At 74.2% G+C, this 12,075-nt stretch carries 15 protein-coding genes; 5 read left to right on the top strand and 10 right to left on the bottom strand.

All coding sequences use genetic code 11. The features are described from left to right. The first annotated feature begins 92 nt into the window (after nt 1-92). Nucleotides 93-401: a hypothetical protein gene (locus GA0070618_RS30780; RefSeq protein ID WP_088984768.1), complete on the top strand. Its 309-nt coding sequence runs from the start codon at nt 93-95 to the stop codon at nt 399-401. A gap of 21 nt (nt 402-422) precedes the next feature. On the opposite strand, the gene GA0070618_RS30775 is transcribed toward GA0070618_RS30780, so the two are convergent. Further along, complete coding sequence (locus GA0070618_RS30775; RefSeq protein ID WP_088985963.1) at nt 423-794, bottom strand: STAS domain-containing protein; 372 nt, start codon at nt 792-794, stop codon at nt 423-425. A gap of 48 nt (nt 795-842) precedes the next feature. Continuing rightward, a complete protein-coding gene (locus tag GA0070618_RS30770; RefSeq protein WP_172900348.1) occupies nt 843-1,181 on the bottom strand; it encodes an STAS domain-containing protein in 339 nt (112 codons plus the stop codon). Nucleotides 1,182-1,421: 240 nt separating this feature from the next. On the opposite strand from GA0070618_RS30770, the gene GA0070618_RS30765 reads away from it, so the two are divergent. The 4 genes from GA0070618_RS30765 to GA0070618_RS30750 all read left to right on the top strand — a co-directional run bounded on the left by GA0070618_RS30765 (nt 1,422) and on the right by GA0070618_RS30750 (nt 5,255). Next, nucleotides 1,422-3,215: a PP2C family protein-serine/threonine phosphatase gene (locus GA0070618_RS30765; RefSeq protein WP_088984767.1), complete on the top strand. Its 1,794-nt coding sequence runs from the start codon at nt 1,422-1,424 to the stop codon at nt 3,213-3,215. 6 nt (nt 3,216-3,221) lie between these two features. Beyond that, a complete protein-coding gene (locus GA0070618_RS30760; RefSeq protein ID WP_088984766.1) occupies nt 3,222-4,271 on the top strand; it encodes a cobalamin B12-binding domain-containing protein in 1,050 nt (349 codons plus the stop codon). A gap of 99 nt (nt 4,272-4,370) precedes the next feature. After that, entirely contained in the window at nt 4,371-4,739 is a 369-nt protein-coding gene (locus GA0070618_RS30755) for an STAS domain-containing protein (RefSeq protein WP_231931522.1), read from the top strand. 69 nt (nt 4,740-4,808) lie between these two features. After that, nucleotides 4,809-5,255: a response regulator gene (locus GA0070618_RS30750; protein WP_088984764.1), complete on the top strand. Its 447-nt coding sequence runs from the start codon at nt 4,809-4,811 to the stop codon at nt 5,253-5,255. A 65-nt stretch (nt 5,256-5,320) separates the two neighbouring features. On the opposite strand, the gene GA0070618_RS30745 is transcribed toward GA0070618_RS30750, so the two are convergent. The 8 genes from GA0070618_RS30745 to GA0070618_RS30710 form a co-directional block, all read right to left on the bottom strand. Next, nucleotides 5,321-6,151: a hypothetical protein gene (locus tag GA0070618_RS30745; RefSeq protein ID WP_170107784.1), complete on the bottom strand. Its 831-nt coding sequence runs from the start codon at nt 6,149-6,151 to the stop codon at nt 5,321-5,323. Between the two features lie 269 nt (nt 6,152-6,420). Next, nucleotides 6,421-6,840 carry an OsmC family protein gene (locus GA0070618_RS30740; RefSeq protein ID WP_088984763.1) on the bottom strand — a complete coding sequence of 140 codons (420 nt, stop codon included), beginning with the start codon at nt 6,838-6,840 and terminating at the stop codon, nt 6,421-6,423. 85 nt (nt 6,841-6,925) lie between these two features. Beyond that, nucleotides 6,926-7,870, bottom strand: coding sequence for a serine/threonine-protein kinase (locus GA0070618_RS30735; protein WP_088984762.1), 945 nt, complete (start codon nt 7,868-7,870; stop codon nt 6,926-6,928). A gap of 129 nt (nt 7,871-7,999) precedes the next feature. Continuing rightward, entirely contained in the window at nt 8,000-8,950 is a 951-nt protein-coding gene (locus GA0070618_RS30730) for an SDR family oxidoreductase (protein ID WP_088984761.1), read from the bottom strand. Between the two features lie 162 nt (nt 8,951-9,112). Then, on the bottom strand, nt 9,113-9,964 hold the full coding sequence (locus GA0070618_RS30725) for an FAD:protein FMN transferase (protein WP_088984760.1): 852 nt from the start codon (nt 9,962-9,964) through the stop codon (nt 9,113-9,115). A 273-nt stretch (nt 9,965-10,237) separates the two neighbouring features. Continuing rightward, nucleotides 10,238-11,011 carry a methyltransferase domain-containing protein gene (locus tag GA0070618_RS30720; RefSeq protein WP_088984759.1) on the bottom strand — a complete coding sequence of 258 codons (774 nt, stop codon included), beginning with the start codon at nt 11,009-11,011 and terminating at the stop codon, nt 10,238-10,240. 71 nt (nt 11,012-11,082) lie between these two features. Further along, on the bottom strand, nt 11,083-11,274 hold the full coding sequence (locus tag GA0070618_RS30715) for a DUF397 domain-containing protein (RefSeq protein ID WP_088984758.1): 192 nt from the start codon (nt 11,272-11,274) through the stop codon (nt 11,083-11,085). Then, nucleotides 11,265-12,032, bottom strand: coding sequence for a Scr1 family TA system antitoxin-like transcriptional regulator (locus tag GA0070618_RS30710; RefSeq protein WP_088984757.1), 768 nt, complete (start codon nt 12,030-12,032; stop codon nt 11,265-11,267). Before GA0070618_RS30710 ends, GA0070618_RS30715 begins: the two co-directional genes overlap by 10 nt. Nucleotides 12,033-12,075: the final 43 nt, after the last annotated feature.

The following is a 12,075-nucleotide window of genomic DNA, read 5'->3' as shown; positions in this document are numbered from 1 at the left end:
TGCCGCCGGGGTGACGGGCGCTCACCCCGGCGGGGCGCATGATCGGCAGTGGACCGTGAGAACTTCCGAGGTACGCGGAAGGGAAGGTCGTCATGAAACGAATTGTCGAGATCGTCCCCGCGCGACCCGGGTGGTACGCCCGCTGGCAACTCGCCCCGGACGCCACCCGTTGCTATCCGGTGACCGTCTGGGCACTGCTGGAGGAGGCCGACGGCGCCGGCCGGGAGGTCATCGGCGTCGACTGCGTGGGGCAGTGGCCGGGAGCCGAGGACAACGAGGCGGGCGCGGAGTTCGTCCGCTACCTCTTCCAGTCGCCCGAGGCGGGACGACCGGACGACCTCCTGCCCGAGCCCGAGGGGCGGCGTCTCCCGGTCGCGTCGCAGGCCGTCGTCGTGGGGTGACCCGGGTGCGGCGGTGGCCGGTCAGCCGACCTCGTGTGCCCCGTCGTCCGGCACGGAACCGCCCGCGTCACGCTCGCCGGGACGCGGACCGGCCAGCAGTTCGGCCAGTCCGGTGCGGCTCAGCAACTGCTGGACCTGGTTGTTCATGCCGGTGAGCCGGACCGTCCGCGCCCCGCTGCGGTAGAGGACGACGATCGCGCTCAGCCCGGAGGAGTCGCAGAGTGTCACGTCGGTGAGGTCGACGGTGACCTCGTCGTACCCCTCGGCCCGGACCTGCTTCGCCACCCGGACCAGGTCCGGGGCGGTGTCGAAGTCGAGTTCGCCGGCGAGCCGCAGCAGGGCCTGCCGGGGCGCGACCCGGCTCACCTCGATCGTCAACAGCTCGCGTGGCATCTGCACCATGTTCCCAGGTGGTGTGGGCCGGAAAACCCCCGGGGTCGGTCAGGCCAGCGTGGCGGGCTGCTCACGTTCGTCCTCGCGGGTCGTCCGGGCCAGCAGGCCGCTGACACCGGTGATGTCGAGGATCGTCGCCAGGAAACGGGGGACGGCGCGGAGTCGGATGACGGTGCCCTGCTGGTGCCCCTCGCGCCAGGCGTGCACGATCACCGCGAGTCCGGTGCTGTCGATGAACAGCAGACCACCGAAATCCAGCACGATGACCGGCGGTCGGGCGGCCAGCAGGTGGTCGAGCGCGGTGCGCAGCGGTGTGGCGGTGGTGAAGTCCAGGTCACCCGCGACGGTGATCAGGGGTGCCGTGGAGTCGGCGTCGTCGATCGACATGGTCAACGGTGTCGATTCGGGTTTCCTCCGTTGGGGCACCGACATCACGCCTCTCCGCAGGGCTACCGGGCAGGCAGTTTCCCGGAATCGTAACAACCGCCCGGGCCGCGTGCCGGGTACGCCGACCCCGACCACGGGTGGCGTTACCGGCATACCGGCGTAGGCTGGGGCGAAGGAGATTGGATCACACACGCCACGACAGGCGGAGCGAGGGTGTCGAGAAGGAGTGGGGCTTAGCTGGTGACTGCTGCCGACGTCAGGGACTGTGACCCGGGCGACGGGCGGATCTCCACGCCGAGTGCCACACGGGCTCCGGCGTGGTCCGCCGACGCCCCGCACCGCCCTGCGCCGCCGCTCCCGCCCCTCGACCCGGACCACGAGGCGACCGGACCCGACTGGTCCGAGGTCGTCGAGCACTTCCGCGAGGGTTTCGTCGTCTGCGACGCCGACGGGGTGGTGCGCCACCTCAGCCCGGTCGCCGAACGGCTGCTCCCCGAGGTCACCCTCGGGGAGGTCCTGGCCGCCGCCGGGGTGACGGCGCTGACCGTCGCCGACGGCCCGGTCGAGTTCACCCACCACGGCCGGCGACTGCGGGTCCGTCGGGTGCCGCTCTCCGCCAACCGCTGCTGCCGGTACGTCGAGGACGTCACCGAGAGCGTCAGCCGGGCGGACGCCCTCCTGGCCGAACGGGCCCGCTCGGCGTTCCTCGCCACCGCCGGGGAGAAGCTCGGCAACCCGCTGCACCCCGACCGGGCGGCGGCGGCCACGGTCCGGCTCGCCGTGCCCACCCTGGGCGACGTCGCGGTGCTGGTCCTCGCCCCGCGCGCCGGTCGGGTCCGCTGGTGGCGGGCGGCCCGGGTGGACGAGGACGTGCCCAGCGTGGACAGCGGCGTCCTCGGCGCCTCCGACCTGCCGCCCGCGATCGACGAGGGACTCGACGGGGTCGAGCCGCACGCGGTGGACTGGCTGGTCGAGCAGGCCGCCGAAGCCGGCTGGCTGCCCGGACTGGCGGTACCGGACGTCTGTGCCCGGCTGGCGCCGTTGCCCGGCCGGGGCACCCCGACCGGCGTGCTGCTCGTCGCCCGCCGGGCGACCCGGCCCTACGACGAGTCCGACGTGGACCTGGTCCGCGCGTTCGCCTCCCGGGCCGGCGCGGCGCTGACCTCGGCGCTGCTCTACCGCGACCAGGCCGAGGTGGCCGACACCCTCCAGGCCAGCCTGCTGCCGGTCGAGCCGATCGAGGCGACCGGGGTGCAGTGGGGCACCGCCTACCGTCCGGCCCAGGCCGGACTGCGCATCGGCGGGGACTTCTACGGCGCCCACCGGCTGCCCGACGGGGGTTGCCTGTTCTACCTCGGCGACGTCTCCGGCAAGGGCGTGGAGGCGGCCGTCTTCACCGGTCAGCTCCGCCAGTGCCTCCAGGCGCTGCACCGGGTCGAGTTCCAGCCCGCCCGGTTGCTCCGGCTGCTCAACGACGCGCTGCTGGAGACCACCCTCGCCAACGGTCAGGGCCGGTTCGCCACGATGGTGCTCGGGGTGGTCCGGCCGCAGCGCGACGGCGGCCTGTCGCTCACCATGGCCGGTGGCGGCCACCTGCCGCCGCTGGTGCTGCGGGCCTCCGGCGAGGTGGAGCCGGTCGCCCTCAGCGGCATGCTGATCGGGGTGGTGCCCGACCCACGCGTCGGCGAGGTGACGGTCCGGCTCGCCCCCGGCGAGACCTGCCTGCTCTACAGCGACGGGGTCACCGAGGCCCGGGGCGGCCGGCGGGGCGACGAACTGTTCGGCGTGGACCGGCTGGTGCACACGATCAGCGGGTGCCACCGGATGCCGGCGCCCGCGCTCGCCGAACGGATCGAGCAGGTCACCGGCGACTGGCTCGCCCACCGCGACCACGACGACATCGCGGTGCTGGCGATGCGGGCGGTGGGCGCCGCCGGGCGCGGGTCCCGGCACCTGCACGCGGTGCCCGACCTGGCCGGTGCCGCCCCCGTCCCGCAGCCGGTCGGCTCGGGACACCGAAACCCGAGGACGTGACGCACCGTGACCAGCGCCGCCACCCGTACCGACCTGACCGCCGCGTACCCGGCGTACCTCGACTGCCTGGAGGGCGCCGACGAGTACGCGGCGGTGGACGTGGCGATGGACCTGCTCGCCGACGGGGTGCCCGCCGAGCGGGTCCTGCTCGACCTGGTCGCCCCGGCGCAGGCGGAGGTGGGGGAGCGCTGGGCGCGCAACGAGTGGAGCGTCGCGCAGGAGCACGCCGCGACGCACATCAGCGAGCGGGTCGTCGCCGCGGTCTCCTCGTCGGCCAGCCCCCGCCCCGACCGTGGTCACGTCGTGGTGGCCTGTATGGACGGGGAGTGGCACGGCCTGCCCGCCCGGCTGGTGTCCGAGGTCCTGCGACTGCGCGGCTGGCAGGTCACCTTCCTCGGCGCGAGCGTGCCGGCCGCGCACCTGGTGGCGTACCTCCAGCGGTACGACGCGCACGCGGTCGCCCTGGCCTGCGCGCTGCCGATGCGGCTGCCGTACGCCCACCGCATGATCGAGACCTGCCGCCGCTCCGACGTGCCGGTGCTGGTCGGCGGTCGCGGTTTCGGGACGGGCGGGCGGTGGGCCCGCCGGCTGGGCGTGGCCTGGGCGCCGGACGCCCCGACGGCCGCCGAACTCGTCGCTGACGAGCGTGCGCTGCGGCGGGTGCCCGCCGCCGACCTGGCCCACCTGGCCGACGACGAGTACGCCGGGCTGCTGCGGCGGCGCGCCGAGCTGATCGACGCGGCCCTGGCCGACCTGCGGGACCGGTTCCCGCAGACGGCCGACTACACCGCCGCCCAGCTCGACTCCACCGTCAGCGACCTCGGCCACATCGTCGACTTCCTCGCCGCCGCGGTCTACGTCGACGACGGTGACCTCTTCACCGAGTTCGTCGACTGGCTGGCCATGATCCTCACCAGCCGGGGTGTCCCGGCGGTCTCGGTGGAGCTGACCCTGGCCTTCCTCGCCCAGGCGTTGCGGGACTTCCCCCGGGCCAAGCGGTTCCTCGACGGGGGACGTGCCGTGGCGGCGGCCTCCCCGGCGGTCACCCGTCGCTGAGGGGGCGGGTCGGCGCACGGTCCCACCGGGCCGGCGGCCCGGTGGTGGTGGTCCGCACCCGACGCCTGCTTATACTTGCTCCACCGCAAGCATTCGCGTGTGGTCGGAGCGAGAGGGACCACGTTGACGTTCACCGTCGCGCACGTCCAACGGGATGGCGGGGGAGTTCGTCTGCGCCTCGCCGGTGAACTCGATCTGAGCACCGCGCCCCGGTTGGCCACGGCGATCGACGGTCTCCTCGCCGACGGCCAGGTGCGACTCCTGGTCGACCTGGACGGGTTGACCTTCTGTGACTCCACCGGGATCGCCGCCTTCCTCCGGGGCGACAACGCCTGCGCCGCGGCGGGTGGCTGGCTGCGGCTCACCGGCGCGACCGGGCGGGTCGACCGGATCCTGCGGATGACCGGTCTGGCCGAGTTGCTCCGATACGATCCGACCGCCGACCCGGCGTCGCACGCCCACCACTGATCGGTTAGATTTCCCCGCCGGCTGTGATCGCCCGGCCATCGCTCCACCCCCACGAAGAGGCAGGTAGTCATGGGCGCAGAGAGGTCCGGACCGGTCCGCATCCTGGTGGTGGACGACGACCCGGGTGACGTGCTGATGATCGAGGAGGCGTTGGAGGACTCCGACGTCGAGAAGGTCATCGACGTGGTCGGCGACGGCCAGGAGGCGATGGAGTTCCTCCGTCAGGAGGGCCGGCACACCGACGCCCAGCGGCCGGACGTCATCCTCCTCGACCTGAACATGCCCCGGATGGACGGCCGGCAGGTGCTGGGCGAGGTCAAGAGCGACGACGACCTGCGGACCATCCCGATCGTGGTGCTGACCACGTCCAACGCGGACACCGACATCGTGGGCAGCTACACCCTCCAGGCCAACGCCTACGTCACCAAGCCGATCGACCTCGACGACTTCAACGACGTCGTCCGGCGCATCGACGAGTTCTTCGGTCGCGTCGTGGTGCTGCCCAAGCGCTCCTGACCGCCGCTGCGCCTGACCGCCACGGTGCCGCCGACCGTGGCCGCCCCGAGACGCGCCGCCGCCGGTCAGGTCAGCGCGTCGACCACGGTGGTGGCCCGGCGCTCGTGCTTGGCGTACGCGCCCGGGTAGGCCGACCGCTGCACCGCCTGCGCGGCGGCCGTGACGCTCATGTCCTCCCACCCCGACACCTCGCGCAGCGCGCGGTAGAAGACCCGGGCGGCGTACGCCGGCTGCATCAGCTCGCGGACGCTGCCCCAGCCGCTGCTCGGTCGCTGCTGGAATAGGCCCACCGAGTCGTGGTCGGTGCCGCTGCCCTGGTGCGGGTACCGGGCCGACTCGGCGATCCGGTCGTTGGCGAGGTTGTGCAGGTCGCTCTCCTGCATCGCGGTGGCGATCGCCACCACCAGCGCCCGGCGGGGCATCCGTAGCTCGACGCCGACGTCCACGATCGCCTTGGCGTTGTCCATCTGGCGTTGGGTGAGGCCGGCCACCGGCTTCGGTCGGACGGGTCGCTGCGGCCAGACGGTCGGCTTCGCGGCGGCGGAGGGGCTGGTGGAGGCGCTCGGCGTCGGTACCGGGCCGCGCTGGTACGACCGGGACGCCCGCCGGTCGGCCTCGGCGGCGCTGACCGCCCGGTCGGCCAGCGACTCGCGCAGCGGCTCCTCGTCGCCGGTCACGGCCTGCGTCCCGACGACGGCACCGACACCGAGGCAGCAGGTCACTCCGGCGGCGAGCGCCACCCGCACACCGGTGGTGGCGTGCCACGCCCGGCCCGGGGGCCGGCGGTCCTCGGCCCGGTGCCGGCCGACGCGTCGTTCGGGGGATGCCCCGTCCGCCGAACGGGTGTCCGGTCGGACTCGGGGCAGCTTCTGGTCAACGGAGTCGTCGTGGCGCACCCGCCGAGGCTAGAAAGGATCGGGACCGTTGCCATCGGCGTGAATAGTGGCATGAACCACATCCGGCTAGATTCGCGCCCTTCATACCGTCAGATGTCATACCGGATCGGGCGGGGCCGGCATCGGCGGCAAATCACTTCAGGAGTTGCCTTCCGGGGGCGATCCGGACACGGCAGAACCCCCGTCGCGCCCCGGTCCGGACCTCCGCCGTCCGGAGTGCCGAAAGCGCCATCCGGTCGACCGGCTACCGGCCCGTACGGGGGATGGTCTCAGTGTCGGCCGTTCTCCGCCGCCGTGACGGTCAGCCGGTGCCGGTCGTCGCTGGAGAACGGCCAGAGCCGGTCCGCCTGCGCCACCAGGCCGGCGAGCTGGTCGCGACTCAGGCCGGTGGAGGCGATCGAGGCGTGCACGTCCGCCTCGTACCGGCCGTCGTCGGCGCGACCCAACCTGACCTCGGCGCGGACCTGCACGGTGTGCGCCTCGTCGGTGATGTCCTTGGCCGCCTCGACCGCCGCGTGGTGCAGACACGAGGCGAAGGCCGCCGCGAGCAGCTGCTCCGGGGTCAACCCGGAACAGTGCGGCGCGAGCGGGGAGGCCAGCGCCGTGGAGAGCCCACCGTCGTCGGTGCGTACGTGACCACCCTCGGCGGTCGCCATGGCCTCGTGGAACCAGGAACTCGGATCCGACATCGCGTTCCTCCCGTCATCCCGGCACGGCTACCCGGCACCCGCCCGGCGAAACCGCCGCGAGGGGTGGCCGGGCGGTCCGACCGCCTCAGCCCGTCGGACCGCAGTGATCCGCCACCACCGCCACCTCGGTCGGCTCGGCCGCCGCCCGGTCGGACCACGGCGACACGGTGCCCGCCGAGCGGGGCCGGGGTGGCACCGCGGCCAGCGGCACGTACACCCGCGCGTCGACCGCCTCGGCCAACACCAGCGCGGCGACCAGACTGGTCGGCCGGGCCAACGGGTCCTCGTCCAGACACCGCCGGCAGAGGTCGGCCACCTCGGGCGGCAGGCCGTCGATCGCCGGCAGTGGCTCCGGAGCCGGCCGGCGACCCGTCACCAGCAGTTGGGTCGCCGTCGCCGCCGGGTACGGCAGGCGGCCGGTGAGGCAGTAGTACAGCAGCACCCCGAGGGCGTACATGTCGGCGGCGGTGGTGGCCGGTTGCCGGGCCAACTGCTCCGGGGCGAGGTACGCCGGGGTGCCCACCACCATCCCCTCCGGCATCGGGTCCCGCGTGCCGGCGGGGGTGGCGATACCGAAGTCCAGCACCTTCACCCCGGCCGGGGTGAGCACCACGTTCGCCGGCTTCACGTCCCGGTGCACGATGCCGTGGGCGTGCGCGGCGGCCAGCGCGGCGCTCACCTCGGCACAGACCCGGACCGTGATCCGCCAGTCCAACGGACCGGAGCGGACGTGGGCGGCGAGAGTCTCCCCCTCGGCCAGCTCCATCACGATGTACGGCACCGGCTGCCCGGTGACCGTCGTCGAGGTGCCGAAGTCGTGCACGCTCGCCACGTTCGGGTGCACCAGCCGGGCCGCCGAGCGCGCCTCGGCGCGGATCCGCTCCACCGAGGTCGCGTCGTCCTGACCGGGGGAGATCAGTTTCACCGCCACCGTCCGGTCCAGCACCACGTCGTGCGCCCGCCAGACCTCCGACATGCCGCCGACGCCGATCCGCTGTTCGAGCCGGTACCGCCCGTCCAGCGTCCTCATCGCGTCGCTCCTCGCCTCGTCCGGTGCCCGTGGGCCGTGACTCGCCCGTCGGCCGTGCCGCTCCCGAGCCGGTACCCGAGGCCGGAGCAGGACAAACCGACGACCGGCGATCTTGGGTTCCGGCGCGGATCAGGCCCGGTCGGGCGACGTGTCCCGCCGTCCGGCGTGGCCGGAGTCCGCGACGTCCGGCAGCGCCGTGGTCACGCCGAACCCGCGCCCCAGGGCCCGCACCTGCGTCTCCAACTCGGGTACGGCCCGTCGCGCGTGCCGGGCCATCACCAGGTCGGCCAGCGGACTGACCAGCAGCGCGCGGCTGGCCCGCACCAGGCCCACGGAGCGCGGCACGTACACCCGTCGCTGCCGCCGCTCGACAGCGCGAACGAACGCCTCCGCGCACTCCCGCACCGACGTGGTCCGCCGCATCGGCCAGGGCAGCTTCGCCAGCAACTCGGCGACGGCGGGCAGGTCGGCGCGGGCGTCGCGGACCAGGTCGGTGTCGATCCAGGACGGGTGCGCGGTGCCGACGGCGACCCCGTGGTGGGCCAGCTCCAGTCGGATCGAGGTGCCGAACTGCTCCACGCCCGCCTTCGACGCGCAGTAGGCGGCCATCCCCGGCGGCGCGGCGAACGCCGCCGCCGAGGACACGATCAGCAGGTAGCCCCGGCGGGCGATCAGCGCGTCGACCGTCGCCGCCGCCGTCCGCATCACCCCGATCAGGTTCACCTCGACGGTCCGCACCATCGCGTCCAGATCCCCGACCGCCAGGGTGCCCCGGTTCGCCACGCCCGCGTTCGCGACCACCGCGTCGATCCCGCCCAGCGCGGTCAGCGTGCCGTCGACGGCCGCCTCCAGACTCGCCTGGTCGGTGACGTCGGCGGCGAACCACACGTGCCCGGGACCGAGGTCGGCGGCGAGCGCGGCCAGGCGCTCCGGCTCCAGACCGACCAGACCGACCCGGGCACCCCGGGCGGCGGCGACCCGGGCGGTGTGTTCCCCGATGCCCCGCGCCGCCCCGGTCACCAGGACGACCCTGCCGGCCAGTGGACCCGCCGAGCCGTCTCGTCGTTGCCGCTGCCGCATCACCGGAAGGTAGCAGGGGACCCCTGTTACCGCTTTTTGATGAGCAGGGGTCCCCTGCTACCACCTTGCCCCGGCTAGCACCTTGCCCCGGCTAGCACCTTGCCCCGGCTAGCACCTTGCCCCGGCTAGCACCTTGCCCCGGCTACCACCTTCTCCGGTCGGCTACCACCGGACCGGAGGCGCGAGGGGGGCGCCCGCCCGGTCCGGGTCGATCCACCAGGAACAGTCCTGGCCGGCGAGCCATCCGGGGCCGTCCGCGCCACGGACCAGGGCGGTGACGGCGAGGGTGGCCGCCCGTACCGTGTCCGGGGCGATCACCGTCACCGCCGTCCCGGGCAGCTCCGGGGCCTGGCCGGAACGCGGATCGAGCACGTCGCCACCGTCGGGGCGGCTCGCGGACGCGGTGGCCAGCCCGCCACCGCGCAGCCGGATCGTCCGGCCGCCCACCGGCACCGGCCAGCCTCCGGGCGGCACCGGGCCGGCCGTCGCCACCCGGGACCCGATCGCGACCAGCACCCCGCCCGCCGACCGTTCGGCGATCTGGGCGGCGCAGCGCTGCGCCAGGTACGCCGTTGCCGTCCCGCCCAGGACCAGCAGCAACGTCGGCGGCACGGTCAGCCGGTCGCCGTGCAGCGACACGGCCCGCCAGCCGTCGGCGGGCGGCGGAACGGCGGTGCCGAAGCCGCAGACAGGGAACGGGCCGCCCCGGGCGGCCAGCCGGATCCGGGCCGCGCCGATCGTCGGGTCGCAGGCGCCGTCGCTGGCCTGCGCCGCGTCCAGGGCGACCGCCACCAGGTCACGCAGCAGCGGGCCGACCGGCACCGGACGGCCCGCTGCCCGGTGTACCCGGGCCAGTTCACCCCGCCCCGGGGCGGTGATCCGGTCCAGGGCGGCCAGCGCCCCGGTCACCACCCGCCGCGCCGCCGTCGTCCGCCGCGCCCCGGCCACCGCCAGTCGTACCGGCCGACCCCGGTACGACCAGCGCGTTTCGCATACTCGATCGATGGTGTCCACGGGCCGAGCCTGCCGGGCGAGACTGGGACGGGATCAGGTCCAAGCTGTGCGCCGGCTGTGTGCCGGGACGTGAGCGCGCGTCCGGCTGTCCCGGACCGGACCTCCGTGGCGCACGGTGGTTACCGGAACGGTGGCCCCGCGACGGAGGTCGGGGCGGTCACCCGGGCAGGCCACCGCGTGCTTCTCCCGGGACGCCCGGTAGGCGTCGGCCGGGCACCGAGGTCGCCCTCCGCGTTCCCGGACGCGGAGGGCGACCGTCGTGTGCGACTGCGCTCAGACCTCGGCGACGACCAGGTAGAACGTGAAGCCGGCGACCAGCGGGCCGGTCTCCAGCCGGCGCAGCCACGGCGCGACGTCCGCCTCGGCCAGCTCGCCGGCCGCCACCGCCCGCGCCGCGTTGCGCCGCAGGCCGAGGATCTCGTCGGCGGTGGCGAAGTCCCGGAACAGCACCGCCACCGGCTCGACCGACCGGATCCGGAACCCGGCGGCGTCGGCCAGCCGGACCAGGTGCCGGCCCATCGTGGCGTTGCGGACCCGCCCGGCGGTGAACCGGGCGAAGCGGCGGCTGGTGGTGACGTCGGCGTCGGCGACGGCGAGGGTGTCCCAGTCCGGCTCGGCCATGCCGAACAGCCCGCCCGGCTGCAGCACCCGCCGGGCCTCCGCGACCGCCCGCTCCGGATGCTCGACATGTTGCAGGACCCGGTCCACCCGGAGCCGGTCCACGCTGGCGTCGGGCAACGGCAGGTCGTGCAGGTCTCCTTCCCGCAGTGCGACGTTCGGACGGTCGGCGAGCCGGCCGGCGGCCTCGGCCACCATCCGGGACTGGTGGTCGATCCCGACGACCGTGCCGTCCGCGCCGACCGCGTCGGCCAGCGCGGCCAGGTCGGTGCCCGGCCCGCAGCCCAGGTCCACCGCCGTCTGCCCCGGCCGGACGTCCAGCGCCGCGAGCAGGCGCCGCTTGTAGTCCAGACCCACCGGGGTACGGGCGGCGGCGTCCAGGTACGTGATCTGGTCCGGAGCGGCGGTCAGGTCCGCGAGTCCACTCATCCGGCCATCCCACCACGAGCCGCCGCCGCGCCGGCGTCCACCATGGACGGCCCGGCGTGTCGGTCGACGGGTCAGTCGGGTGGGGCGAGCCGGGTGACGAAGGCCCGCCAGGCGGTGGGGGAGAAGGCCAACGCCGGGCCGTCCGGGTCCTTGCTGTCGCGGACGCCGACCACCCCGGGCAGGTTGTCGGCGACCTCGACACACGCGCCACCGTTGCCGCTGCTCCGAGTGCTCTTCCGCCACCGTGCGCCGGTCAGGTCCATGTCTTCGCCACTTCCGTGATGAGGTCGACGGATTGCCAGTGGGACAACGCCTCGCCGCGCACGTTCTCCCACGCTGCCAGTATCGCCGCCAGCTCGTCCGCCTCGCTGACCACGTGTCCCTGGAGTTGGTTGTCCAGGTATCCGGCGAGCCGGTGGTCGGGGCTCTGCGCGACCACGAACGGGCCGTTGAGCCCGGCGTAGGCGCCCACGGTGGACGGCACCACGTGCACCCGGACGTGCGGGGCGGCGCACGCCGTGACCAGGGCCGACAGCTGCTCACGCATGGTTTCCCGGCCGCCGACCGGGCGGCGCAGCACCGCCTCGTCGATCACCGCCGTGAATTGGGGCGGGTCGTCCTGGGCGAGGATGCCCTGCCGGGCGAGCCGGGTGGCCAGGTGCCGCTCCACCTCGCCCCGGGCGAGCAGCCCGCCGCCGGCCAGCACGGCGCGGGCGTACGCCTCGGTCTGGAGCAGTCCGGGCAGGACCAGGGGTTCGAACCAGCGCAGCGACACCGCCTCCCGCTCGATCTCCTGCCAGGGACGGAACCACAGCGGCACCTTTCGCCGGAATGTGTCCGGCCAGATGTCCGAGATGTCTCGGCCGAGGGCCTCGGCGGCTGCCGCGCGGTGCCGGGGGTACGGCACGCGTCCCTCGGTCAGCCACCGCATGGTGGTCTTCGGATCGACTCCTATCGCTTCGGCGAGGGACTCGGTGGTGTGGCCGGTGGCATGCAGGGCGGCGCGGAACGCATCGTTCATTCGGCTTCCCTTCGGGATGGCGAAGACGTCTGCTCACCACCTT

The sequence above is a fragment of the Micromonospora echinospora genome, assembly GCF_900091495.1.
Classification (GTDB): domain Bacteria; phylum Actinomycetota; class Actinomycetes; order Mycobacteriales; family Micromonosporaceae; genus Micromonospora; species Micromonospora echinospora.
Note: the sequence above shows the minus strand (reverse complement) of the source record. Positions and strands in the feature narration are given on the sequence as shown.

Excerpts from the sequence above, each read along its gene's own strand:
- GA0070618_RS30780 (WP_088984768.1), top strand. The coding sequence starts at position 93 with ATGAAACGAATTGTCGAGATCGTCCCCGCGCGACCCGGGTGGTACGCC.
- GA0070618_RS30775 (WP_088985963.1), bottom strand. The coding sequence starts at position 794 with ATGCCACGCGAGCTGTTGACGATCGAGGTGAGCCGGGTCGCGCCCCGG.
- GA0070618_RS30770 (WP_172900348.1), bottom strand. The coding sequence starts at position 1,181 with ATGTCGATCGACGACGCCGACTCCACGGCACCCCTGATCACCGTCGCG.
- GA0070618_RS30750 (WP_088984764.1), top strand. The coding sequence starts at position 4,809 with ATGGGCGCAGAGAGGTCCGGACCGGTCCGCATCCTGGTGGTGGACGAC.
- GA0070618_RS30740 (WP_088984763.1), bottom strand. The coding sequence starts at position 6,840 with ATGTCGGATCCGAGTTCCTGGTTCCACGAGGCCATGGCGACCGCCGAG.
- GA0070618_RS30735 (WP_088984762.1), bottom strand. The coding sequence starts at position 7,870 with ATGAGGACGCTGGACGGGCGGTACCGGCTCGAACAGCGGATCGGCGTC.
- GA0070618_RS30730 (WP_088984761.1), bottom strand. The coding sequence starts at position 8,950 with ATGCGGCAGCGGCAACGACGAGACGGCTCGGCGGGTCCACTGGCCGGC.
- GA0070618_RS30720 (WP_088984759.1), bottom strand. The coding sequence starts at position 11,011 with ATGAGTGGACTCGCGGACCTGACCGCCGCTCCGGACCAGATCACGTAC.
- GA0070618_RS30715 (WP_088984758.1), bottom strand. The coding sequence starts at position 11,274 with ATGGACCTGACCGGCGCACGGTGGCGGAAGAGCACTCGGAGCAGCGGC.
- GA0070618_RS30710 (WP_088984757.1), bottom strand. The coding sequence starts at position 12,032 with ATGAACGATGCGTTCCGCGCCGCCCTGCATGCCACCGGCCACACCACC.